The 22,364-nt window shown below is 67.5% G+C and carries 23 protein-coding genes and 1 tRNA gene; 11 read left to right on the top strand and 13 right to left on the bottom strand.

Features of this window, described 5'->3' with window-relative positions:
• Positions 1–43: 43 nt before the first annotated feature.
• The gene (locus tag FPZ11_RS12965) at positions 44–559 is read right to left on the bottom strand and encodes a hypothetical protein (RefSeq protein WP_146321543.1); all 516 of its coding nucleotides are present in this window, start codon (positions 557–559) and stop codon (positions 44–46) included.
• Positions 560–658: 99 nt separating this feature from the next.
• Between FPZ11_RS12965 and FPZ11_RS12970 the strand changes: the two genes are divergently transcribed.
• Both FPZ11_RS12970 and FPZ11_RS12975 read left to right on the top strand, forming a co-directional pair.
• Positions 659–1,198 carry a peptidylprolyl isomerase gene (locus FPZ11_RS12970; protein WP_146321545.1) on the top strand — a complete coding sequence of 180 codons (540 nt, stop codon included), beginning with the start codon at positions 659–661 and terminating at the stop codon, positions 1,196–1,198.
• A 210-nt stretch (positions 1,199–1,408) separates the two neighbouring features.
• Entirely contained in the window at positions 1,409–2,107 is a 699-nt protein-coding gene (locus FPZ11_RS12975) for a rhomboid family intramembrane serine protease (RefSeq protein ID WP_246846252.1), read from the top strand.
• 257 nt (positions 2,108–2,364) lie between these two features.
• Here the strand turns inward: FPZ11_RS12975 and FPZ11_RS12980 are convergent, their stop codons facing one another.
• On the bottom strand, positions 2,365–2,613 hold the full coding sequence (locus tag FPZ11_RS12980; protein ID WP_146321549.1) for a cell division protein CrgA: 249 nt from the start codon (positions 2,611–2,613) through the stop codon (positions 2,365–2,367).
• A gap of 195 nt (positions 2,614–2,808) precedes the next feature.
• Here FPZ11_RS12980 and FPZ11_RS12985 point away from each other — a divergent pair, with 195 nt between their 5' ends.
• From FPZ11_RS12985 to FPZ11_RS13000, 4 genes are all read left to right on the top strand, one after another.
• Entirely contained in the window at positions 2,809–3,699 is an 891-nt protein-coding gene (locus FPZ11_RS12985; RefSeq protein WP_246846253.1) for a class E sortase, read from the top strand.
• On the top strand, positions 3,699–3,860 hold the full coding sequence (locus tag FPZ11_RS12990; RefSeq protein WP_146321551.1) for a DUF4175 domain-containing protein: 162 nt from the start codon (positions 3,699–3,701) through the stop codon (positions 3,858–3,860). Before FPZ11_RS12985 ends, FPZ11_RS12990 begins: the two co-directional genes overlap by 1 nt.
• Positions 3,857–4,495: an anthranilate synthase component II gene (locus tag FPZ11_RS12995; RefSeq protein ID WP_146321553.1), complete on the top strand. Its 639-nt coding sequence runs from the start codon at positions 3,857–3,859 to the stop codon at positions 4,493–4,495. The genes FPZ11_RS12990 and FPZ11_RS12995 overlap by 4 nt, the downstream gene beginning before the upstream one ends.
• 105 nt (positions 4,496–4,600) lie before the next feature.
• Positions 4,601–5,485, top strand: coding sequence for a phosphotransferase family protein (locus tag FPZ11_RS13000; protein WP_246846254.1), 885 nt, complete (start codon positions 4,601–4,603; stop codon positions 5,483–5,485).
• 222 nt (positions 5,486–5,707) lie between these two features.
• Here the strand turns inward: FPZ11_RS13000 and pknB are convergent, their stop codons facing one another.
• From pknB to FPZ11_RS13035, 7 genes are all read right to left on the bottom strand, one after another.
• Positions 5,708–7,423, bottom strand: a complete 1,716-nt coding sequence (pknB, locus tag FPZ11_RS13005) for a Stk1 family PASTA domain-containing Ser/Thr kinase (RefSeq protein WP_246846255.1) — start codon at positions 7,421–7,423, stop codon at positions 5,708–5,710.
• A gap of 78 nt (positions 7,424–7,501) precedes the next feature.
• Complete coding sequence (locus FPZ11_RS13010; protein WP_146321557.1) at positions 7,502–9,196, bottom strand: serine/threonine protein kinase; 1,695 nt, start codon at positions 9,194–9,196, stop codon at positions 7,502–7,504.
• Positions 9,193–10,644 (bottom strand): peptidoglycan D,D-transpeptidase FtsI family protein, encoded by a 1,452-nt coding sequence (locus FPZ11_RS13015; protein ID WP_146321559.1) that lies wholly within the window; start codon positions 10,642–10,644, stop codon positions 9,193–9,195. Before FPZ11_RS13015 ends, FPZ11_RS13010 begins: the two co-directional genes overlap by 4 nt.
• The gene (locus FPZ11_RS13020) at positions 10,645–12,042 is read right to left on the bottom strand and encodes an FtsW/RodA/SpoVE family cell cycle protein (protein ID WP_146321561.1); all 1,398 of its coding nucleotides are present in this window, start codon (positions 12,040–12,042) and stop codon (positions 10,645–10,647) included.
• The gene (locus tag FPZ11_RS13025; protein ID WP_146321563.1) at positions 12,026–13,270 is read right to left on the bottom strand and encodes a PP2C family protein-serine/threonine phosphatase; all 1,245 of its coding nucleotides are present in this window, start codon (positions 13,268–13,270) and stop codon (positions 12,026–12,028) included. The genes FPZ11_RS13020 and FPZ11_RS13025 overlap by 17 nt, the downstream gene beginning before the upstream one ends.
• Positions 13,271–13,273: 3 nt before the next feature.
• Positions 13,274–13,933: an FHA domain-containing protein FhaB/FipA gene (locus FPZ11_RS13030; protein ID WP_146321565.1), complete on the bottom strand. Its 660-nt coding sequence runs from the start codon at positions 13,931–13,933 to the stop codon at positions 13,274–13,276.
• The gene (locus FPZ11_RS13035) at positions 13,930–14,670 is read right to left on the bottom strand and encodes an FHA domain-containing protein (protein WP_146321567.1); all 741 of its coding nucleotides are present in this window, start codon (positions 14,668–14,670) and stop codon (positions 13,930–13,932) included. Before FPZ11_RS13035 ends, FPZ11_RS13030 begins: the two co-directional genes overlap by 4 nt.
• 221 nt (positions 14,671–14,891) lie before the next feature.
• Here FPZ11_RS13035 and FPZ11_RS13040 point away from each other — a divergent pair.
• A tRNA-Leu gene (locus tag FPZ11_RS13040) sits at positions 14,892–14,977 on the top strand.
• Between the two features lie 181 nt (positions 14,978–15,158).
• Positions 15,159–15,866 (top strand): purine-nucleoside phosphorylase, encoded by a 708-nt coding sequence (locus FPZ11_RS13045; protein WP_146321569.1) that lies wholly within the window; start codon positions 15,159–15,161, stop codon positions 15,864–15,866.
• 15 nt (positions 15,867–15,881) lie between these two features.
• On the opposite strand, the gene FPZ11_RS13050 is transcribed toward FPZ11_RS13045, so the two are convergent.
• A complete protein-coding gene (locus FPZ11_RS13050; protein ID WP_146322883.1) occupies positions 15,882–16,982 on the bottom strand; it encodes a zinc-dependent alcohol dehydrogenase family protein in 1,101 nt (366 codons plus the stop codon).
• Positions 16,983–17,086: 104 nt separating this feature from the next.
• Here FPZ11_RS13050 and FPZ11_RS13055 point away from each other — a divergent pair, with 104 nt between their 5' ends.
• Positions 17,087–17,566: an anthrone oxygenase family protein gene (locus tag FPZ11_RS13055; protein WP_146321571.1), complete on the top strand. Its 480-nt coding sequence runs from the start codon at positions 17,087–17,089 to the stop codon at positions 17,564–17,566.
• A gap of 58 nt (positions 17,567–17,624) precedes the next feature.
• Here the strand turns inward: FPZ11_RS13055 and FPZ11_RS13060 are convergent, their stop codons facing one another.
• Complete coding sequence (locus FPZ11_RS13060) at positions 17,625–19,010, bottom strand: glycine--tRNA ligase (RefSeq protein WP_146321573.1); 1,386 nt, start codon at positions 19,008–19,010, stop codon at positions 17,625–17,627.
• 155 nt (positions 19,011–19,165) lie between these two features.
• Here FPZ11_RS13060 and FPZ11_RS13065 point away from each other — a divergent pair, with 155 nt between their 5' ends.
• On the top strand, positions 19,166–20,098 hold the full coding sequence (locus FPZ11_RS13065; protein ID WP_146321575.1) for a TIGR01777 family oxidoreductase: 933 nt from the start codon (positions 19,166–19,168) through the stop codon (positions 20,096–20,098).
• Positions 20,098–20,661, top strand: coding sequence for a YdeI/OmpD-associated family protein (locus FPZ11_RS13070; RefSeq protein WP_146321577.1), 564 nt, complete (start codon positions 20,098–20,100; stop codon positions 20,659–20,661). The genes FPZ11_RS13065 and FPZ11_RS13070 overlap by 1 nt, the downstream gene beginning before the upstream one ends.
• Here FPZ11_RS13070 and FPZ11_RS13075 read toward each other — a convergent pair.
• The gene (locus FPZ11_RS13075; RefSeq protein ID WP_246846256.1) at positions 20,642–21,487 is read right to left on the bottom strand and encodes an HNH endonuclease family protein; all 846 of its coding nucleotides are present in this window, start codon (positions 21,485–21,487) and stop codon (positions 20,642–20,644) included. The genes FPZ11_RS13070 and FPZ11_RS13075 overlap by 20 nt on opposite strands.
• Positions 21,488–21,688: 201 nt before the next feature.
• Positions 21,689–22,357: a DUF2238 domain-containing protein gene (locus tag FPZ11_RS13080; RefSeq protein WP_146321579.1), complete on the bottom strand. Its 669-nt coding sequence runs from the start codon at positions 22,355–22,357 to the stop codon at positions 21,689–21,691.
• Positions 22,358–22,364 lie beyond the last annotated feature (7 nt).

The following is a 22,364-nucleotide window of genomic DNA, read 5'->3' on the forward strand; positions in this document are numbered from 1 at the left end:
GAGCGGATGCCGTGGCATCCGCTCCTCGCAGATCGAACTCAGGCTACGCGGCCGGCGGCTCGGTGGAGTCGTCTTCTGCGACCCAGAGCTCGTCGTCCGCACGGAAGGTCTGCCACACGGCATACGCGATGCCGACGACCGCGACCCCGACGAGCACCAGTGCGAGCACCGTGCCGAAGCCAGGGCCGGACTTCTCCGGCGCTGCCCTCTTCGTGAGCTCGCCCTTGGCTCCCTGCAGGCGCTTGACGGCGGCCTGCACTCGTGTGTCGTGGGCGACATCCGCAACGCTGAGCGCCGTGCCGAGCGCCGTGCCCACGGCAGGGACCACGTTGTGCTGGATGACGTCTCCCGCGGCCCTGGTGACGGGCCGTACGTATTGGTCGTAGCCCTCGCGAACGCGCGGGGCCACTTCTTCTCTGGTCAGGTGGGCGGCCTGGCGGCCGGCCTCCTGAGCTACTCCGTTGGCACGGCCCAGCACTTCCTGCTGAGCGCCCCAGAGCTCGAGAGCATCGGCGCGAAGCCGATTGAGTTCTTTCTGGCGCTTACGTGACAGACTCACGGTTCCTCCACCCGGTCGGATTTGCAGGTTCCTCCATCTTGCCACCGAAAGCCTGCGTGGCCACGGGACGCACAGAAGCGCTATGCAAGAATTGAGCCCATGTCCAAGCACACCGCGGTGGCGACTCTGCACACCAACTACGGCGACATCGCCGTGAACCTGTACGGCAACCACGCACCGAAGACGGTGCGCAACTTCGTCGGCCTCGCCACGGGCGAGCAGGAGTGGACGGACCCGACCACAGGAGCGACCCGCTCGGACAGCCTGTACAACGGCGTCGTCTTCCACCGCATCATTCCGGGGTTCATGATCCAGGGCGGCGACCCGATCGGCACCGGGACGGGTGGGCCCGGCTACCGGTTCGACGACGAGATCAACCCCGAGCTCGACTTCACGCAGCCGTACATGCTCGCGATGGCGAATGCAGGCATCCAGGGCGGTCGAGGCACGAACGGTTCGCAGTTCTTCATCACCGTCGGGCCGACAACGTGGTTGCAGGGCAAGCACACCATCTTCGGCGAGGTCGCCGATGACGAGTCGCGCCGCATCGTGGACAAGCTCGCGAGCGTTCCGACCGACGCTCGCGACCGCCCGCTCGATGATGTCGTGATCGAATCCGTGACCGTCGAGCAGGCGTAGTCCGCAGCTCGACGAACACACCCCGTATACCCGAGAACATCGATACCCGAGAACAGAGTGTCTCAGCCATCAACGCAGGGTGATCCGGTCGCGCTCGCCTGTTACCGGCATCCCGATCGCTTCACCTATGTGCGGTGCCAACGGTGTGGTCGAGCCATCTGCGGTGAGTGCCAGACACCCGGCGCTGTCGGATTCATCTGCCCGGAGTGCATGCGGCAGCAGCGCGCGACGGCGCCGCGCACGAAGTCGGCGTTCCTGACCCGTCTCACCGGCCCGAGGCAGCCGGTGGTGACGTATGTGATCATCGCGATCTGCGTGCTGGTGTTCATCGCGCAGTCGTTGCCGGTGATCGGATCGTCGGTCACGGGCGCCCTGCAGTACGCGGGGATCTACTCGTACCCGATCGCGTTTCAGCCGTGGCGGTTGCTGACTGCGGTGTTCGCGCACGCGTCGATTCTGCACATCGCTCTCAACATGTACACGCTCTGGATCTTCGGGATCGTGCTCGAGCCGCTCCTCGGCCGTGCACGGTATGCGGTGCTGTTCCTGCTGGCTGGTCTGGCCGGCTCCGTCGGGGTGCTGTTGATGGCGCAGCCCAACGTCGCCGTCGTCGGAGCCTCCGGGGCGATCTTCGGGATGATGTCGGCATTGCTGATCATCCAGCGTCACCTCGGTGGGCCGATCACCCAGCTGCTCGTGCTCGTCGGAATCAACCTCGTGATCAGCTTCTTGCCCGGCATGGGCATCGCCTGGCAGGCGCACGTCGGCGGGCTCGTCGGCGGTGCGATCGTGGGCTTCATCTACACGCAGACGCGACAGCGTTCCCGGCGCACGCTGCAGATCGCTCTGCTGTGCGCGCTCGCCGTCGTGCTCGTGCTCGTCGGCGTGTGGCCGATCTTCGCCGCTTGAGGTAGCTGCAGGCGGGGCTCTGGCCGCTCCACGTTATCCACAGGGTTTCCCACAGGAGTTATCCACAGGGTTTCTCACAGGGGGATAATTACACCGGTGTAATTGCTCCCTGATTCCTGTGGGTCGAAGGCCGCTCTGGGCCCTCATATGACCTGCGAAGGCAGGCGCCGGACGAGCCCGGTCGACGACGACGAACGCGCCGAGTCCGAAGACTCGGCGCGTTCGTGTCGAAAGTGAAAGTGCGGGAGAGCGAGGGGTCAGCGCCAGCGCGTCGTCATCAAGAAGCCGACGAACGCGATGCCGAACCCGATGAGAATGTTCCACGCGCCGAGCTGAGGCACAGGGTACTGGCTGCCGCTCACGTAGAAGACGACGATCCAGAGCAGCCCGACGATCATGAAGCCGAGCATGACCGGCAGGAACCATACCGGGTTCGGTGCGTCTTCGCTCGACCGGGCGTCTTTGTCCGGTCGTGAGGAACGCTTGGTGCGGGTCTTGGATGCCATAGTGCGAACATTCTATCGGCACGATGTCGGCGATCGAGGCGAGTGTCGAGCGAGCGCTCCCGTCCGGTCGAGCCGCTCGAACCTGTGGTCGTCCTTCGCCGCATCGGCGACGGCGAACGGGGTCTCGCGCGGCACGATGCGGAACATGAGCAGCTCTCGGCGTGCGCAGAGTGTCGCCGATTAGACTCACGACTCGTGACCGATCGCGACGAACCCGCTGAGGAGCAGGACCTCTCCGAGACCCTGTTCCGTGACGTGGATGCCGCGGCGGAGCATCCTGAGCAGGGGCAGCGCCGGCACATGCGCGATCGAGCCCGCAAGGCGAAGCGCTCGCGACGCAGGGTGTCCGTCGTCGGAGTGATCGGCGAGCTGCTGGTGACGGCCGGAGTGCTCGTGCTGCTTTTCATCGGGTGGCAGACCTGGTGGCAGTCCGGCGTGCTGGCGGCGCAGCAGAACAATGCGGCGGCGCAGCAGAGCAAGCAGTTCCTCGATCAGGCGAAGGATGCCCCGACTCCGACACCGACGCCGACCACGGCGGCCGACGGAACCAAGACCGTCAGCTATGGCACGCCGCCCGTCATGAAGGCGCCGGGATTCGCTCAGTCGTTCGCCGTGATCTACGTGCCCAGGTTCGGTGCGGACTGGAAGCGCACCATTCGAGAGTCCGTCGACGTCGACGCCGTGCTGAACAGCTACGACGCGGGAGTCGGTCACTACACGAGCACGGCCATGCCGGGCGGCGTCGGCAACTTCGCGATCGCGGCGCACGACACCGGGTACGGCAACACGTTCATCGACGTGTCGAAGCTTCAGGTGGGTGACGCCATCTACATCCAGACCAAGGACGGTTACTACACGTATCGGTTCCGCAACATGGAGTACATCGCGCCCAATGCGGTGCAGGTTCTCTATCCGGTGCCTCAGGTGCAGGGTTCGCCGGCATCCGAGCGATACATCACGATGACCACGTGCAATCCCCCTTATCACGCACAGGAGCGCATCGCGGCGTTCGGCGTGTTCGAGTCGTGGCAGCCCTTGAGCGCTGGGCCGCCGAAAGAGATCGCCGCTGCGGTGAGGAGCAACTGATGTACGGCGCGCTGTGGCGGGTGCTGCCAGGACCCATCTGGCTGAGAATCATCATCCTGATCGTTCTGGTGGCCGCGGTTCTGTACTGCCTGGTGACCTGGGTCTTCCCGTGGGTCGATAGTCTTCTGCAAACCAACGAGGAAGGGACCGTCGGCGCATGACCCGCGTGCTCGTGATCGACAACTACGACAGCTTCGTGTACACGCTGAACGGTTACCTGCTCGAGCTCGGCGCGGACACCGACGTCGTGCGCAACGACGCGATCGCAGCAGAGCAGCTCGCAGACGTACTGGCGGAGTACGACGCGGTTCTCCTGTCTCCCGGGCCGGGGACTCCCGCGGACGCCGGAGTGTCGGTGGCGACCGTGAATGCCGTGCTGGCATCCGGAACCCCGCTGCTGGGCGTCTGTCTCGGGCATCAGGCGATCGCCGAGGCCTTCGGTGCCGTGGTGACGAATGCCGAAGAGCTCATGCACGGCAAGACGTCGGTCGTGGAACACGACGGCTCGCCGTTCTACGACGGGGTGCGCCAGGGGTTCACGGCGACGCGCTACCACTCGTTGGCCGTCGTCGACACGACGGTTCCCGATGAGCTCATCGTGACGGCACGCACGCCGGGCGGCGTGATCATGGGGCTGCGTCACCGTGAGGCGCCGATCTACGGCGTGCAGTTCCACCCCGAGTCGGTGCTCACCCAGGACGGTTACCGGATGCTCGCCAACTGGCTCGCCGTCGCCGGGCTCGACACCGCGAAGGAGCGCGCGAAGTCCCTCGACCCGCTTCTCGCCGCCGGCTGAACGACCGTCGCCGTCGAGCGCGAGGCGTCGTCGTCTGCGACCCGGAGCGAGCACGCCTAGATTGTGCGGGTGGACCTCTCGCGACTGGGCACTCGGACCGGCCCGATGACGCGCATCGCCGGTGGATTCGCGAACCGGCTGTATCGACTGGACACGGATCGCGGTTCATTCGCGGTGAAGCAACTCAACCAGTTCGACCGCCGCTCGACGTATCGTGCCGACGACGTCTTCAGGTTCGAGCGAGCGGCGTTCGCTGCGGGCATCCCGATGCCTGAACCGATCGCAGCGAGCGACGAGACTCTCGTGCATCGCTGGGTCGAGGCCGAGAGGGTGCCAGAGGCGCCCGTGCCAGATGCCTACGCCTTCGAGGTCGGCGAGATGCTCGCGCGCATCCACGCACTGGAGGTGGAATGGCCCGACCTGACCGCCGAGCCAGCGAGCCCACGGGATTGGCCCGAGCTCGCTGCGCGCGCTGTGGCGACAGGACAGCCGTGGGCCGACGAGCTGGCGTCGGCCGTCGACGCTTTTCTCGCGATCGCGGACTTCGTCGACGACTGCGAACGGCCCGGACCGATCGTGCTGACGCACCGGGACGTGCAGCCGTGGAACCTGCTCGATCGGGACGGGCATCCTGTGCTGCTCGACTGGGAGCTCTCAGGCATGCTCGATCTCTCCGGCGAGCTGGGCTCTACGGCGTTGAGCCTCTCGAAGGGTCCGGGCCTCGACAGCATCGAGCCCGCGATCTTCCGACGTGTTCTGGACGGCTACGCCGCGGGTGGTGGGATGCTGCCACCACCTGGCCCGAGTTGGTTCGTCTACCTGATCGGCGGCTGGCTCGGGCACGTGAGATGGAACATCCAGCGCTGCCTCGACGGCGTCGAACGTGCCGGCGGTCCCGATCTCGCACTGTCGCACGAGTCGGCTCGCGGCGGCGTGCGCGGTCTGCCCGAGCTCTTCAGACGGCTGCCAGAACTCGAGCAGCTGCTCTAGGGACCGGCGCCCGTGTTCGCGAGGCGACACGCTTGTGGAGGCGGCGGCGTTGACGGCGCCGGGCTGGGCTGTTTCTGGTGGTCGACTGCGGTGCGCCGGGCGGGGACCGGCGCCCGTGTTCGCGAGGCGACACGCTCTTGGAGGCGGCGGCGTTGACGGCGCCGGGCTGGGCTGTCTCTGGTGGTCGACTGCGGTGCGCCGGGCGGGGACCGGCGCACAAGACTAACCAGTGCAGTACGTGAATGTCACCGTGGAACCCTGGGAGACCGGGCCGGGTGCCTGGTTCTGGTGGTTCACGGGTGCACCCGTCTGCGTCGTGCACGACGGGTCGCCTTCGGCGTCGGGCACGAGACCGAGCTGATGCAAGGCAGCCGTCGCGTCTTGAACCGACTTGCCGGTGAGGTCGGGCAGCGTGACCTGCCCGTTGGAGACGATGAAGTTCACGGTGTCGCCCTCGTGGGCGGATGCTCCGCTCGCCGGGTCGGTGGAGATCACGACGTTCAGCGGAACCGTTGGATTGTCTTGCTGGGTGATCTGGCCGGGATTGAGGCCGGCGTCTTGGAGCATTTTCTGTGCGTCGGTGACCGACTTGCCGGCGACATTGGGAACGGTCACGGACTTGGCGCCCGTCGACACGTAGAGGGTGACGGTGTCGCCCTTGCTCGCGATGACGCCGGAGCCGGGGTTGGAACGGATGACCTTGCCTTCGGCGACCGACGTGCTCGACTCATCGACGACCTTCGGCACGAGCTTCACGTCTTTCAGCTCGTGGGATGCCTGCTTCTCGGTCAGTCCCGCGACCGCGGGCACCTTGGCCGAGATGTCGGCGAGGTGCTGCGTCGGCGTCTGACTGAACACCCAGAGCAGCAGCGCCGCGATGATCACGGCGACGCAGAGCACGCCGGCCCAGATCCAGAGCACAGGGGGACGGTTCTGGGTGCGGACGGCCTGCTCGTCGTCGGCGAGCTGCCGTAGCGCCGCCTCGGTGGGGGTCGGAGAGGTGACGGTCTCACCGAAGAGGGTCGCGTCGAAGGCGTCTCGCTTCTTGTGCACCGGCACCTTGCCGGAAGCAGCGAGTTCGAGGTCGTCGCGGAACTCGGCGGCGGACTGGTAGCGCTGGTAACGGTCTTTCGCGAGCGCGCGCATCACGACCATGTCGAACGCCGGCGACACGTGCGGGTTGATGCTGCTCGGTTTGACCGGCTGTTCGCTGACGTGCTGGTAGGCCACGGCCACGGCGGTGTCTCCGCGGAACGGCGTGCGTCCGGTGAGCATCTCGAAGAGCACGACGCCGGTGGAATAGAGATCGGTGCGGGCATCCACCGTCTCGCCCTTCGCCTGCTCTGGCGAGAAGTAGCTGGCGGTTCCGAGGATGGCCGTGGTCTGGGCCACGGTCGCTGACGAGTCACTGATGGCCCTGGCGATGCCGAAGTCCATCACCTTGACCTGCCCGGCGCGGGTGATCATGACGTTGCCCGGCTTGATGTCGCGGTGAACGACGCCGGCGCGGTGCGAGTACTCGAGGGCCGTCAGGAGACCGGTGGCGATACGCGCCGCTTCGGCGGGATCGAGAGGGCCTTTGCGCAGGATGTCTTTGAGGAGCGCGCCGTCGACGTACTCCATGACGATGAACGGGGCCTGCACCTCGTTGCCCATCGCGTCGCGCACGGTCTCTTCTCCGGCGTCGAACACGCGCACGATGGTGGGGTGCGCCATGCGGGCCGCAGCCTGCGCCTCCTGCCGGAAGCGGGTGCGGAAGGCCGGGTCGGTGGCGAGGGAGGGCTTGAGCAGCTTGATCGCGACCGTGCGGCCCAAGCGCGTGTCGACACCCTTGTGCACGTCGGCCATTCCGCCGCGGCCGATGAGCTCGCCGACGCGGTATCGCCCCGCGAGCATGCGGGGTTCGTTGGTGGTGGAGTAGTCGACGTCAGGCAACACTGCGAACAGTGTACTGGGGCGAAGTTGAGTGTTCGGTGCGCCGGTCGGCGGTGCTCGCAGGCAGCAGCGGAGACCTCATCACGGTGCCGGTGTCGAGTTGCCGTCGACCGGTGTGACGGACAGCGCCGGTGACGGGCTGGACTGGATCGACTCCCCGCAGAAGATCGTGTACGTGACGCTGTGGCTCGACGTGTCGGCGAACGTGTACTGCGTCTGCATCGTGGTGACCGGACCCTGCGGCTTGTCGTCGACATACAGCTGGCGGCCGGTGAGCTTCTGGCCGGCGGGGCACTGAGCAGCGCCGAACTGGAAGGTTGCAGGTTGGCCGACCGTTGCGGTGCCGCCCACCAGGCTGACCTTGTCGGTCGGAGCGGACGGCGGCGTGACGCTGCCGTAGACGGTGAGCGTGATCGTCGTGTTGAAATCGACCGTGCCCGTGGGGTTCACGTCGTAGACGGTGTTCACCTGTGCGCTCGACGTCGCGGCGGCGCCGACGTTGCGCGACACGTTGGTGAAGCCCTCGTTCTTGAGCGTGGCCGCGGCATCGTCGTACGACTTGCCGGTCAGATCGGACTCGTTGATCACTGCGCTCGTCGCCGTGGGTGTGCTCACCGGTGTCGTCGTTTTCTCCGATGGAGTCGACACGTGCGTCTTGTGCGTGTCGGTGGGCTCCGGTGAACCGTGACTCTGTGTGAGAAGGGCGATGAGCGTGGCGATGAGGATGATCGCGAGCAGCGCGATGAGAGCGATCAGCGGCCAGGTCCACGGGCTGCGCTTCTTCTTCTCCTTCTGCTCGTCTTCGCCTTCTTCGGTCTCCGTGGCGTCCGCGGCGGAGAGCACGGTCGTCGCCTGCGTGGCGCCTGCCGCACCGGCGGGCATCAGGAGCGTGTTGAAGCCCGTGGTGTCGGCATCCGCCCCCAGCACGGCCGGAACGGCCGCCGCCGCAGCCTGCACGTCTCCGCGACGCAGCGCGGTGGCCGCACGGGCGAGGTGCGCCGCCGACGAGGGACGTTCCGCCGGGTTCTTCGCGATGCACGCGTAGACGAGGTTGCGCACCGGCTCGCTGATCGTGACGGGCAGCGGCGGGGGCTGCTCGTTGATCTGGGCCATGGCGATGGCCACCTGGGACTCGCCGGTGAACGGGCGACGTCCAGCGAGGCATTCATAGGCCACGATGCCGAGCGAGTAGATGTCGGTCGTCGGCGAGGCGGGGTGGCCGGATGCCTGCTCCGGCGACAGGTACTGCACGGTGCCCATGACCTGACCCGTGGCCGTCAGCGGTACCTGGTCGGCGATGCGGGCGATGCCGAAGTCGGTGATCTTCACCCGCCCGTCGGGCGTGATGAGCAGGTTGCCCGGCTTGATGTCGCGGTGCACGAGTCCGGCGGCGTGGGCGGCGTGCAGCGCGGCGGCGGTCTGCGCCACGATGTCGAGCACCTTGTCGGTGGAGAGCGATCCCTCGCGCTCGAGGATGGTCGACAAGGCCTCGCCGGGGACCAGTTCCATCACCAGGAAGGCGCTGCCGTCTTCTTCGCCGTAGTCGAACACGTTGGCGATGCCCTCGTGGTTGACCAGGGCCGCGTGACGCGCCTCGGAGCGGAAGCGCTCGAGGAAGGTGGGGTCACCGAGGTATTCGTCTTTGAGGATCTTGATGGCGACCTGGCGACCGATGACGAGATCGGTGGCCTGCCACACCTCGCCCATTCCGCCGACGGCGATCCGCGACTGGAGTTCGTAACGTCCGCCGAACGTGAGCCCTGCCGTGGGTCTCATTTACCAAGCACCGCCTCTAGTACCTTCTTCGCGATCGGGGCTGCGACGGAGTTTCCGTCACCGTCCTGACCTAGTCCGCCGCCGTTGTCGACCATGACCGCTATGGCATATTGCGGGTTGTTCGCCGGCGCGAAACCCGTGAACCACAGGGTGTACGGGTCATCGGCACCATGTTGCGCGGTTCCGGTCTTTCCAGCCACTTCGACCCCGTCTATTCTTGCATTGCTCGCGACCCCGGAATCGACGCCCTCGGTCATCAGTTGGGTCTCCGTGTCGGCCGTCTTCTTGCTGATCGCGCGTCCGAACTCCTTGGCCTGGAACGACTCCCGCACCTGCAGATCGGGGGTCAGCACCGACTGCACGAGCGTGGGCTGCATGACCACGCCGCCGTTCGCGATCCCGGCCGAGACCATCGCCATCTGGAGCGGGGTCGCCTTGTCGTCGGCCTGACCGAAGGCGCTCATGGCGAGCGGGGCAAGGTCGGTGTAGCCGGGATAGACGCTGGGCGAGACCCGCATCGGAATCGAGAACTGGTGATTGAAGCCGTATGCCTCGGCCTGCTGCTTGATGGCGGAGGACCCGAGCTTCATGCCGAGCTCCGCCATCGGAATGTTGCAGGACAGCACCTGCGCGGTCTCGATGGAGGCGGTCTTGCCCGACCCGCACGACGTGAAGCTGGCGTTGTGGATGGTCGTGTCCGTTCCGGGCAGGGTGAGGGATGCCGGGTTCGGGAACGTGCTGTCCTTGGTGAAGTCACCGCTCTCGAACGCGGCCGACGTGACAACCGGCTTCATGGTCGATCCAGGCGGGTTGAGCTCGTTGATCGACTTGTTGATGAGCGGGCTGCCTGAGGCGTCGAGGAGCTTCTGGTAGGCGGCATCCACCTTCGACACGTCATGCACGGCGAGCGTGTTCGGGTCGAAGTCGGGCTTCGAGACCATGGCGAGGATGCGCCCGGTCTTCGGCTCGATCACCACGACAGCGCCTTGCTGCGATCCCAGGGCGTCGTATGCGGCCTGCTGCGCGACAGGGTCGATCGTGAGCTCGACGGAGTTGCCCTGAGGATGCTTGCCGGTCATCAGATTCTGCAGCTGCGTGAAGAAGTCGTCGCTCGACGTGCCGCTCAGCTCGCCGTTCATCGCTCCTTCGATGCCGGTCGGGGCACCGCTCACGGGGAAGAATCCGGTGACCGCCGAGTAGAGCAGGCCCTGCGGGTATTCGCGCTGGTAGTTGTAGGCATCCGTGCTCGGGACGGACTCGGCGACGGGTTTGCCCGCCACGAGGATCGAGCCTCGCTGCACCTGGTAACTGTCGTCGAGGGTTCGCGTGTTGCGCCCGTCGGCGTTGAGCGAGTCGGACACCCCGACCTGGATGATCGACGTCGACACGAACAGGGCGAGGAACATGCACAGCACGACGATGCTGACGCGTTTGATCTCTCGGTTCATCTACACCACCAGCTTCGGTTGGTTGCGCACGGTGTCGGAGAGCCGCAGCAGCAGTGCCGCGATGATCCAGTTGGCCACCAGGGACGATCCGCCCGCGGCGAGGAACGGTGTCGTCAGACCCGTGAGCGGGATGACCCGGGTGATGCCGCCGATCACGATGAAGACCTGCAGCGCGACGGCGAACGCGAGGCCGACGCTGAGGAGTTTGCCGAAGTCATCCTGACTGGCGAAGCCCACCCGGAACCCGCGCGAGACGAAGAGGAGGTAGAGGCAGAGGATGGCGAAGATGCCGATGAGGCCCAGCTCTTCGCCGAGGCTCGCGATGATGTAGTCGCTCTCTGCCAGCGGTGTCACCGTGGGGTCGCCCTGCCCGAGGCCGGTGCCGAGCAGGCCGCCGTGGGCGAGACCGAAGAGGCCCTGCACGAGTTGGTAGCTTCCGCCGGTCGCGTTGTAGACGTGATCGCTGAACGGGTCGAGCCAGTTCTGGAACCGGTCGTTCACGTAGCTGAGCACGCTGCTGGCGACGAGCGCGCCGCCGACGAACAGCACGAGACCGATGATGACCCAGCCGATGCGAGCGGTCGCGACGTAGATCATCACGAGGAAGAGGCCGAAGTAGAGGAGGCCGGTTCCCAGGTCGCGCTGGAAGACGATCACCGCCATCGAGATGAGCCAGAACACCATGATCGGGCCGAGGTCGCGCAGCCGAGGGAAGCGGATGCCCAATACCTTCTTGCCGACCATCGACAGCGAGTCCCTGGCTTGCACGAGGTAGCCGGCGAAGAAGATCGCGAGGAAGATCTTCGCGATCTCGCCGGGTTGGAAGCTGAACGGGCCGATGCCGATCCACACGCGGGCGCCGTAGACCTCCTTGCCGATCACCGGCAGCATCGGCAGGAGCAGCAGGATCAGGGCGCCGAGCCCGAAGAGATAGGTGTAGCGCTGCAGCACACGGTGATTGCGGATGAACATGATGACCGCGATGGCGCAGATGACGGCGATCGAGGTCCACACGATCTGCCGAACCGCAGCCGACTCCCAGCCGGTGTCTCCCCGTGCGAGGTCGATGCGGTAGATCTCGGCGATGCCGATGCCGTTGAGAACGGTGGCGATGGGCAGCACGAACGGGTCGGCATCCTGAGCCGTGAAGCGCAGCACGATGTGCATCGTGAAGACGAGCGCCGACAGAGCGGCCAGCAGCAGCACGAGCGTGAAGTCGAGCTTGCCGAGGGCACCGAGTTCCACGAGCACGACGGCGCTCGCGTTGATGGCGCAGGCGAACACCAGGAGGCCGAGCTCCAGGTTGCGCAGCTTCTTGGGCAGGCGGATGCGACGCACGGGAGCGGTGGGCGCCCCGGTGCGCACGGCATCCGTCGCGGGGCTAACCGGCGCTGTCATCTGCGAGCTGATTCACGATGCGTTTCGCGTCGTCGAGCGACGCGGCGTTGATGGTGTCTTCGACCTGCTGCTGTTCGTAGGCGCTCAGGCTCTCGACAGGGATGTCGGTCTTCTCGTGGACGCTGGAGAGCGAGATGGGTCCCAACGTCTGCTGCACGCCCTGGAAGATGGCGACCTTTCCATTGGACTCGCCCACGTAGTAGCGCGACTGCGTCCACTCGTAGCCGAGGATCGCGGCGAGCACGATGGCCACCACGAGCAGGATGGCGCTCAACAGCCAGGTGAGCTTGCGCCGCCGCGCCCGGCGCTGATCCTCTTCGATGAGCTCGTCGAAGTAGTCGTCGGTCTGCGGCTCGAAGTGCGTCGGACCGGTCGCGGGCTTCGGGGTGTGCAGCCGCAGGGCGGGCAGTCGAAGCGCCCTGGTGTGCGTCGCGGGCTCCTGCGAGAAGACCACGGGGGCGGCCGCAGATCCCACCGTCACCGGTTCCGACACGCCCTGGGTGTCGCGGTCGACGTCGACGATGACCACGGTGACGTTGTCGGGGGCCCCGCCGTCGAGCGTGGCGCGCACCAGGCGGTCGGCGGCGGCGGCAGGGGACTGGACGTTCTCGAGGATGCTCGCGATGGCATCCGGCCTCACCACGCCGCTCAGGCCGTCGGAGCAGATCAGCCATCGATCGCCCGGCATGAGATCCACGGTCCAGGTGTCGATCTCCGGCGACGAGTCGACGTCGCCGAGCACCCGCATGAGAACACTGCGGCGCGGGTGGGTGAGCGCCTCTTCCTCCGTGATGCGTCCGGTGTCGACGAGGCGCTGCACGAACGTGTGGTCGGTGGTGACCTGTTGCAGCGCGCCGTCGCGCAACAGGTAGATGCGCGAGTCGCCGATGTGAGCGATGGCCATCTTGTCGTCGACGCGCATCAGCGCGCTGACCGTGGTGCCCATGCCCGTGAGCTCGGGATGCTCGAACACGGTCTCGGCGAGCAGCCCGTTCGCCGCCAGCAAGGCGGACTGCAGCGCTATCTGCGCGTCTTCCGCCGTCGGATAGTCGTGGTCGATCTCCTTGATGCGGGTGGTCGCGATCGCCGACGCCACATCACCGCCTGCGTGCCCGCCCATTCCGTCGGCGACGAGGAACAGCGAGGAACCGGCATAACCGGAGTCCTGATTGTTCGAGCGCACTCTGCCGACGTGCGATACCGCGACGGCCGCGATGGAGTTCACCATGGGCTACCGTCGCAGCTCGAACGTCGTCGTGCCGATCTTGACGGGAGCGTCGAGCGGAACCTGGGTGGGGACGGTCACGCGCTGACCGTCGAGGAATGTTCCGTTGGTGGAATCGAGGTCTTGGATCATCCACTCGTTGTTCCACAGCATGAGCCGGGCGTGGTGGGTGGAGGTGTAGTCGTCGCGGATGACCAGTCCGGACTCGCCGGAGCGGCCGATGGTGATGGGCTCGTTGCCGAGCGGCACCTCGGTTCCGCGGCGAGGCCCCGACGTGATGACCAGCTTGTTGGCCGTGAGCACGGTGGCCATCGGTCGGTTCGAGAATCCCGACGTCGGTTCACCGGCGGGCGGCCGCTGATGCGATTGCGTCGGTCGACCGGCGGTGGCGACCGCACCGGTGGTCGCCCTGGCGAGCCCGGCGAGCGGGTGGTCAGGGGTGCCGACGGGACCGCCGGCACCCGGTGCGACGCCTGGCGTCGGGACGGTGGGGCGAGCGGCGGGCGTCGGGGGTGCGGGGGCGGAGGCCGGGGCGTCCTGCAGCTTGCGCACGCGCTGGCCGAACAGGTCGCTGCGCAGCGCGTAGACGATCGCGAAGACGAAGAGCCACAGCAGCAGGAGGAACCCGATGCGCAGCACCAGAAGAGTGAGCGTGCTGACGGTCATCGCTGCCAGAACCCGTCGATGTCATTGCGGCGCGTGACGTCATCGGGCTGACGAGTTCTGGGGGCTCGCGCGGAGGTCTGCGGCAGCACGCGGAACACGATACTGGTGCGGCCGATGGTGATGACGGAATCCGGCTCGAGAATCGCCTTCTTGAGGCTCTGGCCGTTGAGCTGCGAGCCGTTCGTCGAGCCGAGATCGCGCACCTGGGCGTGCGAACCGTCCCAGGTGATCTCGACGTGTTTGCGGGAGGTGCCGCTGTCATCCACCGTGATGTCGGCCTCGCGACCGCGGCCGACGATGGTGCGGCCCTTGGCGAGCGGGTACCGCTTGCCCGCGATGTCGAGCACGGGCACCCATGACACATCGCTCTTCACGTTCTGCGACTCGACCTGAAGGATGCCGGTGGAGAGCGAGTCGTCGGGCTGCATCGTGATCGAGATGCCGCCCGCGAACTGGTAGTGCTGCTTGCGCGCGTGCTGTTGCACGAAAGCGGTCAGCTCGTCGGTGAGCGCGGGACCCATGGCGTGCATGCGCTTGTAGTCGCCGGGGGCGAGCATGAGCGTGAAGTCGTTGGGAGCGAGAATGCGGTCGCGGGTGACGACGGCTGCCTTCGTGTCGAGCTCACGGCGCAGTGCGCTGGTCAGTTCGACCGGCTGCAGACCCGAACGGAACGTCTTCGCGAAGGCACCGTTGACAGCACGTTCGAGGCCCTTCTCGAAGTTGTCCAGAATGCCCACAGGTCTCCCGATCTGCTTTGGAGGTTCGGCAGGGTGGCGTGATACCGCGCCGTCCTCGGCCGAGCCTCCCCATGACTATGTGCATGTTAGCCGCAGAGGGTGTGAAGGGGCCTTTGCGCGCAGGGCGCGGGGCGAGCATCGGCGGCGGCTCGCCTCAAATGGCATCCCGGGCTGACGCATGCTAATCTCGCTGGGTTGGCACGGCGACGTGCCGGCGATCAGCGCGAGTGGCGGAATAGGCAGACGCGCACGGTTCAGGTCCGTGTGCCCGTGAGGGCGTGGGGGTTCAACTCCCCCTCGCGCACCAATGAGAATGACCCCCGGTTTTCCGGGGGTCATTCTCATTGGTGCGTATGGGAGGACGCGAAGCCCTTCAGGGGGTGGGCCGCCATCGCGGGGGAGGCGATAGGGAGAACTCCCCCTCGCGCATCGCGTCCGGTCATCGCACACCGGCTCCGACGTCGAATCAGCGTGCCTAGACTCGCGCCATGGCCACGCCGCACATCTCCGCCGAACCTGGCGACTTCGCACCACTCGTTCTCATGCCGGGCGACCCTCGTCGCGGGCGCCGCATCGCGCAGGAGTTCTTCGACGACCCGCATCTGGTCAGCGAGGTGCGCTCGATCGAGGGCTGGACGGGCACCGTCGACGGCCGGCCGGTCTCGGTGATCGCATCGGGCATGGGGCAGCCGTCGCTGAGCATCTACGCGACCGAGCTCTTCCGTGAGTTCGGCGTCGAGCGCATCGTGCGCGTCGGCACCACCGGCGGCCTCGCCGAGGGGCAGCAGCTGGGCGAACTCGTGATCGCGAACGCCGCGCACACCGACTCCGCGATGCCGGGCCTCACACTGCCAGGGGTCACGCTCAGCCGGGTTCCGAGCCACCGGATGCTCGAGGCCGCCGTGCGCGAAGCACGCGACCGTGGTCTTCCGCATCGCGTCGGGCCGATCATCAGCTCCGACACCTTCTACGGCAGCTCGATGGAGAAGTACCGGGCGCTCGCCGCGATCGGCACGCTCGGCGTCGAGATGGAGGCAGCGACCCTGTTCGCGATCGCCGCGGCCGAAGGCAAGGAGGCAGCCGCGATCCTCACGGTGAGCGACCACATCTTCACCGACGAACAGCAGAGCTCCGAGGATCGCGAGACCGGGTATGGCGCGATGGTGCGGGTCGGGCTGGCGGCACTGTTCGGGTGAACGGTCGCCTCGTCGTCACGGGCGCGCGATGACGATGCCCGCGGATGCCGGCCGTGGGGAATCCATGGCCGTCAGCGCGTCGATGGCGCCGGCGAGGTCGGTCGTCGATCCGATGAGGCGCGCAGGGTCGAGCCGACCGTGCACGATGAGGTCGAGCATCCCCTGGTAGTCGCGCGCACTCATGCCGTGCGATCCCGCCACCGTGAGCTCCCATGCGATGACGCGGTCCCACGGCAGGGGCGCCGTCGCGTTCTCGCCGAGCATGAGCCCGACCTGCACGTGCGTTCCGCGTCGACGCAGGCTGCGCACGGCGGATGCCGCGGTGCCGGCCGATCCGAGCGCGTCGACGGTGACGTGGGCGCCCCCGTTCGTCGCTGCGATGACGCCTTGCTCGAGGGAGATCGTGGCTGTGCCCGTGTTCGTGCCTGGAGCGGATGGTGCGACACGCGGTGCGGACACGTTCCGTTCATCGACGCGGATCGTGTGACTCGCACCGAGCTCGCGTGCACGTGCGAGGGCGGCATCCGATACATCGGCAGCGGTGACACGGGCGCCGAGGGCCGCCGCGATCATCACGGCGGAGAGGCCGACACCCCCGCATCCGAAGACGGCGACCTCGTCGTCGGGAGCCACGTGCGCACCCGCCGTGAGGGCGCGGAAGGCGGTCGCGAAGCGGCAGCCGAGGGCTGCTGCGGCATCCATGCCCACCGAGTCGGGGAGTGCGACCAGATTCGTGTCGGCTGCGGTCACGACGACGTACTCGGCGAACGAGCCGTCGCGGGTGAAACCCGGCTGGGTCTGCTCCGGGCACACCTGGGCCTCGCCGCGGAGGCACCACTCGCAGCGGCCGCAGCCGTTCACGAAGGGAGCCGTGACCCGGTCGCCCGGGGCGAAACGCGTCACGGTCGCTCCGACTTCGGCGACGACGCCGGCGAACTCGTGGCCGGGCACGATAGGCAGCGGCACAGGATCGTGCCCGCGCCAGGCGTGCCAGTCGGAGCGGCATACTCCCGTCGCCTCGACCCGCACCACTGCGCCGTCGACCGGGCAGGCGGGAACAGGGAGCTCGATGAGCGTCGGACGCTCGCCGATCCGGTCGTAGATCACCGCGCGCATCGTGTTCGTCACCCGGACATTCTCGTCGGTGGACATGGAGGCGGGCCGGGGCCGCCGATACGGTCGAGAGAGGGGCCAACCGCGCCCGATAGGACTCGACGCAGATGAACGATCCCCTCGGTGCCGCCGCCCTCGTGGCGGCGATCGTCTCGACCGGCCTGCTGGCCGGGGTGTTCCAGCTCTACGCGTTCGCGATCATGCCCGGACTGCGGCGCACCGACGACGGCACCTTCGTCGTTGCGTTCGCCGCCGTCGACAGGGCGATCGTGAATCCGTGGTTCCTGCTCGTCATCTTCTTCGGCGCCCCCGTGCTGACAGCGATCGCGCTCGTCACCGGCTGGGGATCCGCGAGCACCGCGTGGGCGGCCGGCGCGCTCGCCGCGACCGTCGTCTGCGTGGTGATCACCGTGGCGGTGCACCTGCCGTCGAACAACGCGCTGAAGGCGGCAGCGGGCGCCGGGACCGTGGATGCCACGGGCATCCGTGGCGCGTTCCGCGAAGCACGGTGGGCGGCATGGAACGTCGTGCGCGCCGTGCTCAGCACGGCGGCGACGATCAGTCTCGGAGTGGGGCTGGCGCAGTGAGCAGAGCCTCTGTGACGAGTGAGGTCGGCACAGTGGGTCGATGCAGCGGCGACTGCGGTCAGCGCTCCTTCAAGCGCTCCGTGAGGTAGGCATCCAGAGCATCGATCGCGATGCGCTCCTGGCCCATCGAGTCGCGGTCGCGCACGGTGACCGCGTTGTCGTCGAGCGAGTCGAAGTCGACGGTGACGCAGTACGGCGTGCCGATCTCGTCCTGCCTGCGGTAGCGGCGGCCGATGGCACCGGAGTCGTCGAACTCCACGTTGCGGTGCTTGCGAAGGTCGTCGGCGAGCTGACGCGCGACCGGCGACAGTCGCTCGTTGCGCGACAACGGCAGTACGGCGACCTTGACCGGCGAGAGGCGCGGATCGAGCTTGAGAACGGTGCGGGTGTCGGTGCCGCCCTTGGCGTTCGGCACCTCCTCCTGGTGGTACGCGTCGACGAGGAACGCCATCATCGACCGGGTCAGGCCGAACGACGGCTCGATGACATAGGGCAGATAGCGCTCGTTGCTGGCCTGATCGAAGAACGCCAGGTTCTGGCCGGATGCCTCGGTGTGGTTCGTGAGGTCGAAGTCGGTGCGGTTCGCCACACCCATGAGCTCGCCCCAGCCCTTGCCGGCAAAGCCGAACTCGTACTCGATGTCGATGGTGCCGTCGGAGTAGTGCGCGCGCTCCGACTCGGGCACGTCGAACTTGCGCATGTGCGCAGGGTCGATGCCCAGGTCGACGAACCAGTTCCAGCACTCCTCGACCCAGTGGTCGAACCACTCCTTCGCGTCCGCTGCCGGCACGAAGTACTCGATCTCCATCTGCTCGAACTCGCGCGTGCGGAAAATGAAGTTGCCCGGTGTGATCTCGTTGCGGAACGCCTTGCCGATCTGGCCGATGCCGAACGGCGGCTTCATGCGCGCCGCCTGCACGACGTTGGCGAAGTTCACGAAGATGCCCTGAGCGGTCTCGGGGCGCAGATAGTTGAGGCCGGACTCGTCCTTCACCGGGCCGAGGTAGGTCTCGAGCATCATGTTGAAGTCGCGCGGGGGCGTCCATTCGCCGCGGGTGCCGCAGTTGGGGCAGACGATGTCGCCCATGCCGTTCTCGGGCGTGCGACCCTTCTTCTCCTCGTACGCCTCGATGAGGTGGTCTTCGCGGAAGCGCTTGTGGCAGTGCAGGCACTCCACCAGCGGGTCGGTGAAGACGCCGACGTGACCGGAGGCCTCCCACACGCGTTTCGGCAGGATGACGCTCGAGTCGAGGCCCACCATGTCTGCGCGGCCGCGCACGAACGTCTGCCACCACTGCCGACGGATGTTCTCCTTCAGCTCGGTGCCGAGGGGGCCGTAGTCCCAGGCCGACCGCGATCCGCCGTAGATCTCGCCCGCCTGGAACACGAAGCCGCGGTGGCGGGCAAGGGCGATGACGGCGTCGAGCGCCTTCTGGTCGGGCATGGGTGTCCCCTTTCGGCGAGCTGGTGGTGGGAGCACGTGAGAATCCATTTTAGGCGGCGGGCGACGGGATTCCTGACGGATGCTTGTGGGGTACGGCACTGACGCGCGGCGGCGTGACGGCGCCGCGTGACCGGAGCAGCTGCGAGAGGCAGGACATGGCGAACCAGACAGCACGAACCAGACCGCGGCGCATCGTGATCGCGGGCGCCTCCGGAATGATCGGTCGGGCGCTCGCGGAACGGTTGACGGCGGGCGGAGACGAGGTGGTGCGCCTGGTGCGGAAGCCGGCACGCGGGAGCGGCGAGGCACGGTGGGACCCGGCTGCGGGCATCCTCGACCCGGCCGTGCTGAGCGGAGCGGATGCCGTCGTCGGCCTCTCCGGCGCATCCACCGGCCGCCTGCCGTGGACTCGTGCATATAAAGAGGTCGTGATCACGTCGAGACTCGACGCGACGCGCACGCTGGTGGATGCCATGCGTGCGGCCGATCGGGCGCCCGGTGTCTTCGTGAGTGCCTCGGCCGTCGGCTTCTACGGCGACCGCGGCGACGAAGATCTCGCAGAGTCGTCTGCGCCGGGGTCCGGGTTCCTGCCCGCCTTGTGCCGGGCGTGGGAGCGCGAGGCGGGCGAGGCGTCCGAGCTGACGCGCGTGGCGACGGTACGAACGGGATTGGTGGTCGGACCGGGCACGGCCATGCGCGCGCTGCATATGCTCGCGCGGGCCGGATTGGCCGGCCCCCTGGGCTCCGGCAGACAGTGGTGGCCGTGGATCAGTCTGCGCGACGAGGTGGTCGCGATCGACCACGTGATCGGAGCGGGCGATGACGGACTCAACGGCCCGGTCAATCTTGCCGGCCCGACTCCGGCCACTCAGGCCGACGTCATGCGCACGCTCGCGCGGCTCGTCGGGCGTCCGTTCGGGATGCCCGTGCCCGCGTTCGCACTGCGACTGGCGCTCGGCGACGCGGCCGACGCGATGCTGCTGGGGAGTCAGCGGGTCATCCCGGAGAAGCTGCTCGCCGACGGGTTCCGGTTTCACGACGAGACGCCGGAGTCGGCGCTGGCCGCGTATCTCGACGAGGTGGGCTGATGGGAGGAGACGATGCCGAGCACGTGCATCTCGAGACGGCCGAGACCTGGCGGGCCTGGCTGCTGCAACATCACGAACGGTCGAGCGGCGTGTGGCTCGTGTCGTGGCGTCCGGCGACGGGCCGTGCTGCGATCGGCTACGACGAGGCGATCACCGAAGCCGTCGCGTTCGGATGGGTCGACAGCCAGTCGAAGTCTCTCGACGGTCAGCGAACCGAGCTGTGGTTCGCGCCCCGTCGCCCGGGCTCGGCCTGGTCGCGCACCAACAAGGAACGTGTGGCGCTGCTCGAGGCAGAGGGTCGCATGACGGATGCCGGTCGTCGGCTCGTCGACGCCGCGAAGGCCAACGGCATGTGGACGATCCTCGACGACGCTGACGCACTGATCGTGCCCGACGACCTGGCCGTGGCGCTCGAACACGGCGGTCTCCGCAGCGCATGGGATGCGCAGACGCCCGGCACACGGCGGGCGACGCTGACGAAGATCGCGCTGGCCAAGCGGCCGGAGACCCGTGCGCGGTATGTGAACGGGGCGGTCGCGGGCCTCAGCCCAAGCCGACAGTAGGCGCGAGCGTCGAGCTGACGGCGGGCTGCGCGGGGCATCCGTTGAGGATGCGATTCAGCGCGTCATGCTCAGCAGGCGTCACCCACAGGCGGTACGCGGCCTTCACGGAGACCTGCCTCGCGGCGTACGTGCACCAGAAGCCGCGATTCGGGGGCAGCCAGGTGGCGGCATCCCCGTCTCCCTTCGCTTCGTTGGTGGGACCGTCGACGGCGAGCAGTTCGATCGGGTCGTTCGCGAGGGTCTCGCGCTGCTGCTTCGTCAGCTGCTGCGCGCCGGTCTGCCACGCGTCGGACAAGGCCACCAGGTGGTCGATCTGCACGGCGACCGAGGTGCGCACTCCGCGCACGAAGTGGATGGTCTTGCCGGTGTACGGATCGTGCAGAACCCCGGATGTCACCTTGCACGAACCGTCTTTGACGATGTCGACGAGGTCGCGGGCGAGAACGTCGTCGCGCGTGTCGCAGTGGTTGCGGTCGATGTCCATCCACGCCTCGCCGAAGTCGCCGACCCGGTCGTAGCCGGTCTGCGGAGCCCTGCCCTTCACCGGCAGAGTCGCCAGCAGTGCGAGCGCAGTTCCCGCCTGGGCAGGCGTTGTCGAGACGTCGGGAGCCTCCGTGCCGCCCGGAGTCGCCGTTGCGCCGGTCGTCGCCGCCGATCGACCGGTCGACGTGTCGACGGAGTCGCCGCCGATCGGGCCAGCTGACGGCTGGGCGGCACAGGCGGTGAGCAGGATGCTCGCAGCAGCGAGCACCGCGGCCGTGAGCACCGCGGCCGTGAGCATCCGATGGCGCGTGCGCCGATCACGGGCCGGGTGGTGAGAGGGCATGGGGTTCTTTCGGTCGGCCCAGACAGCGCACGGCGCCGGCGGGGCTCTGATGGCCATCCGCCGAACGCCGGCGTCTTCGCCCGATCGCCGTGTCGGTGAGGCGATGCGGAAAAACGTGCGTTCGACGCTACGCCGGCCGGAGTCTCAAGTAAAGAGGAAAGCTCAGCGCCGCTCGCGACGACGCGCTGCGCGGGCGCATGATCACGGCCGGGATCGGGTCGGGGCGAGTGCGCGCGGCATGACACTGTGCGGTCGACTCCACGCGAGCGTGACGACGAGCGTGACAAGGGCGCCGATCGTGGCGGAGATGATGTCGCCCATCGTGTCGGTGTTGCCCAACTGCGCGTGGGTGCCCAGCAGGTGGTCGCTGGTGAACTCGCAGATCTCCCACGCCGCCGCGAACGCCATCGGCGTCGCCACCGCGATCGAGAGGGCGAACCAGCGAGGCAGCACGATGTCGAGCTGTTGCTCCACGCCGCGCACGGCGACCATGCCCGCCCAGGCGAGCATGATGCCGGAGTCGAAGTGCACCAGCTTGTCCCAGTGATCGATGTAGCCGTAGACGCCGAGAGCGCTGCCCGCGTACGGTCCGGCGGTCATGAAGATCAAGAAGTGCAGCTGGAGCGACCGCGGCAACACGGTGGAGAACAGCACCTGCACCACGGTCGCCAGCCAGAGCGTCGGCACGAGCAGCACCGCCACGAGCACGTCGGTGGGTGCCCCGGCGAGAGCGACGGCGAGCGTCACGACGAGGAACCCGATCTGGAACGGCAGGGCGAGCAAAGCGGATGCCCGCGCCGCACGTTGCACCTCCACCGGCCGCGCCGAGCGCCTGGATGCACCACCTGCCGTCGCGTCAGAACTCTCCACTCCGCCA

This window comes from Humibacter ginsenosidimutans (genome assembly GCF_007859675.1).
Classification (GTDB): Bacteria; Actinomycetota; Actinomycetes; order Actinomycetales; family Microbacteriaceae; genus Humibacter; species Humibacter ginsenosidimutans.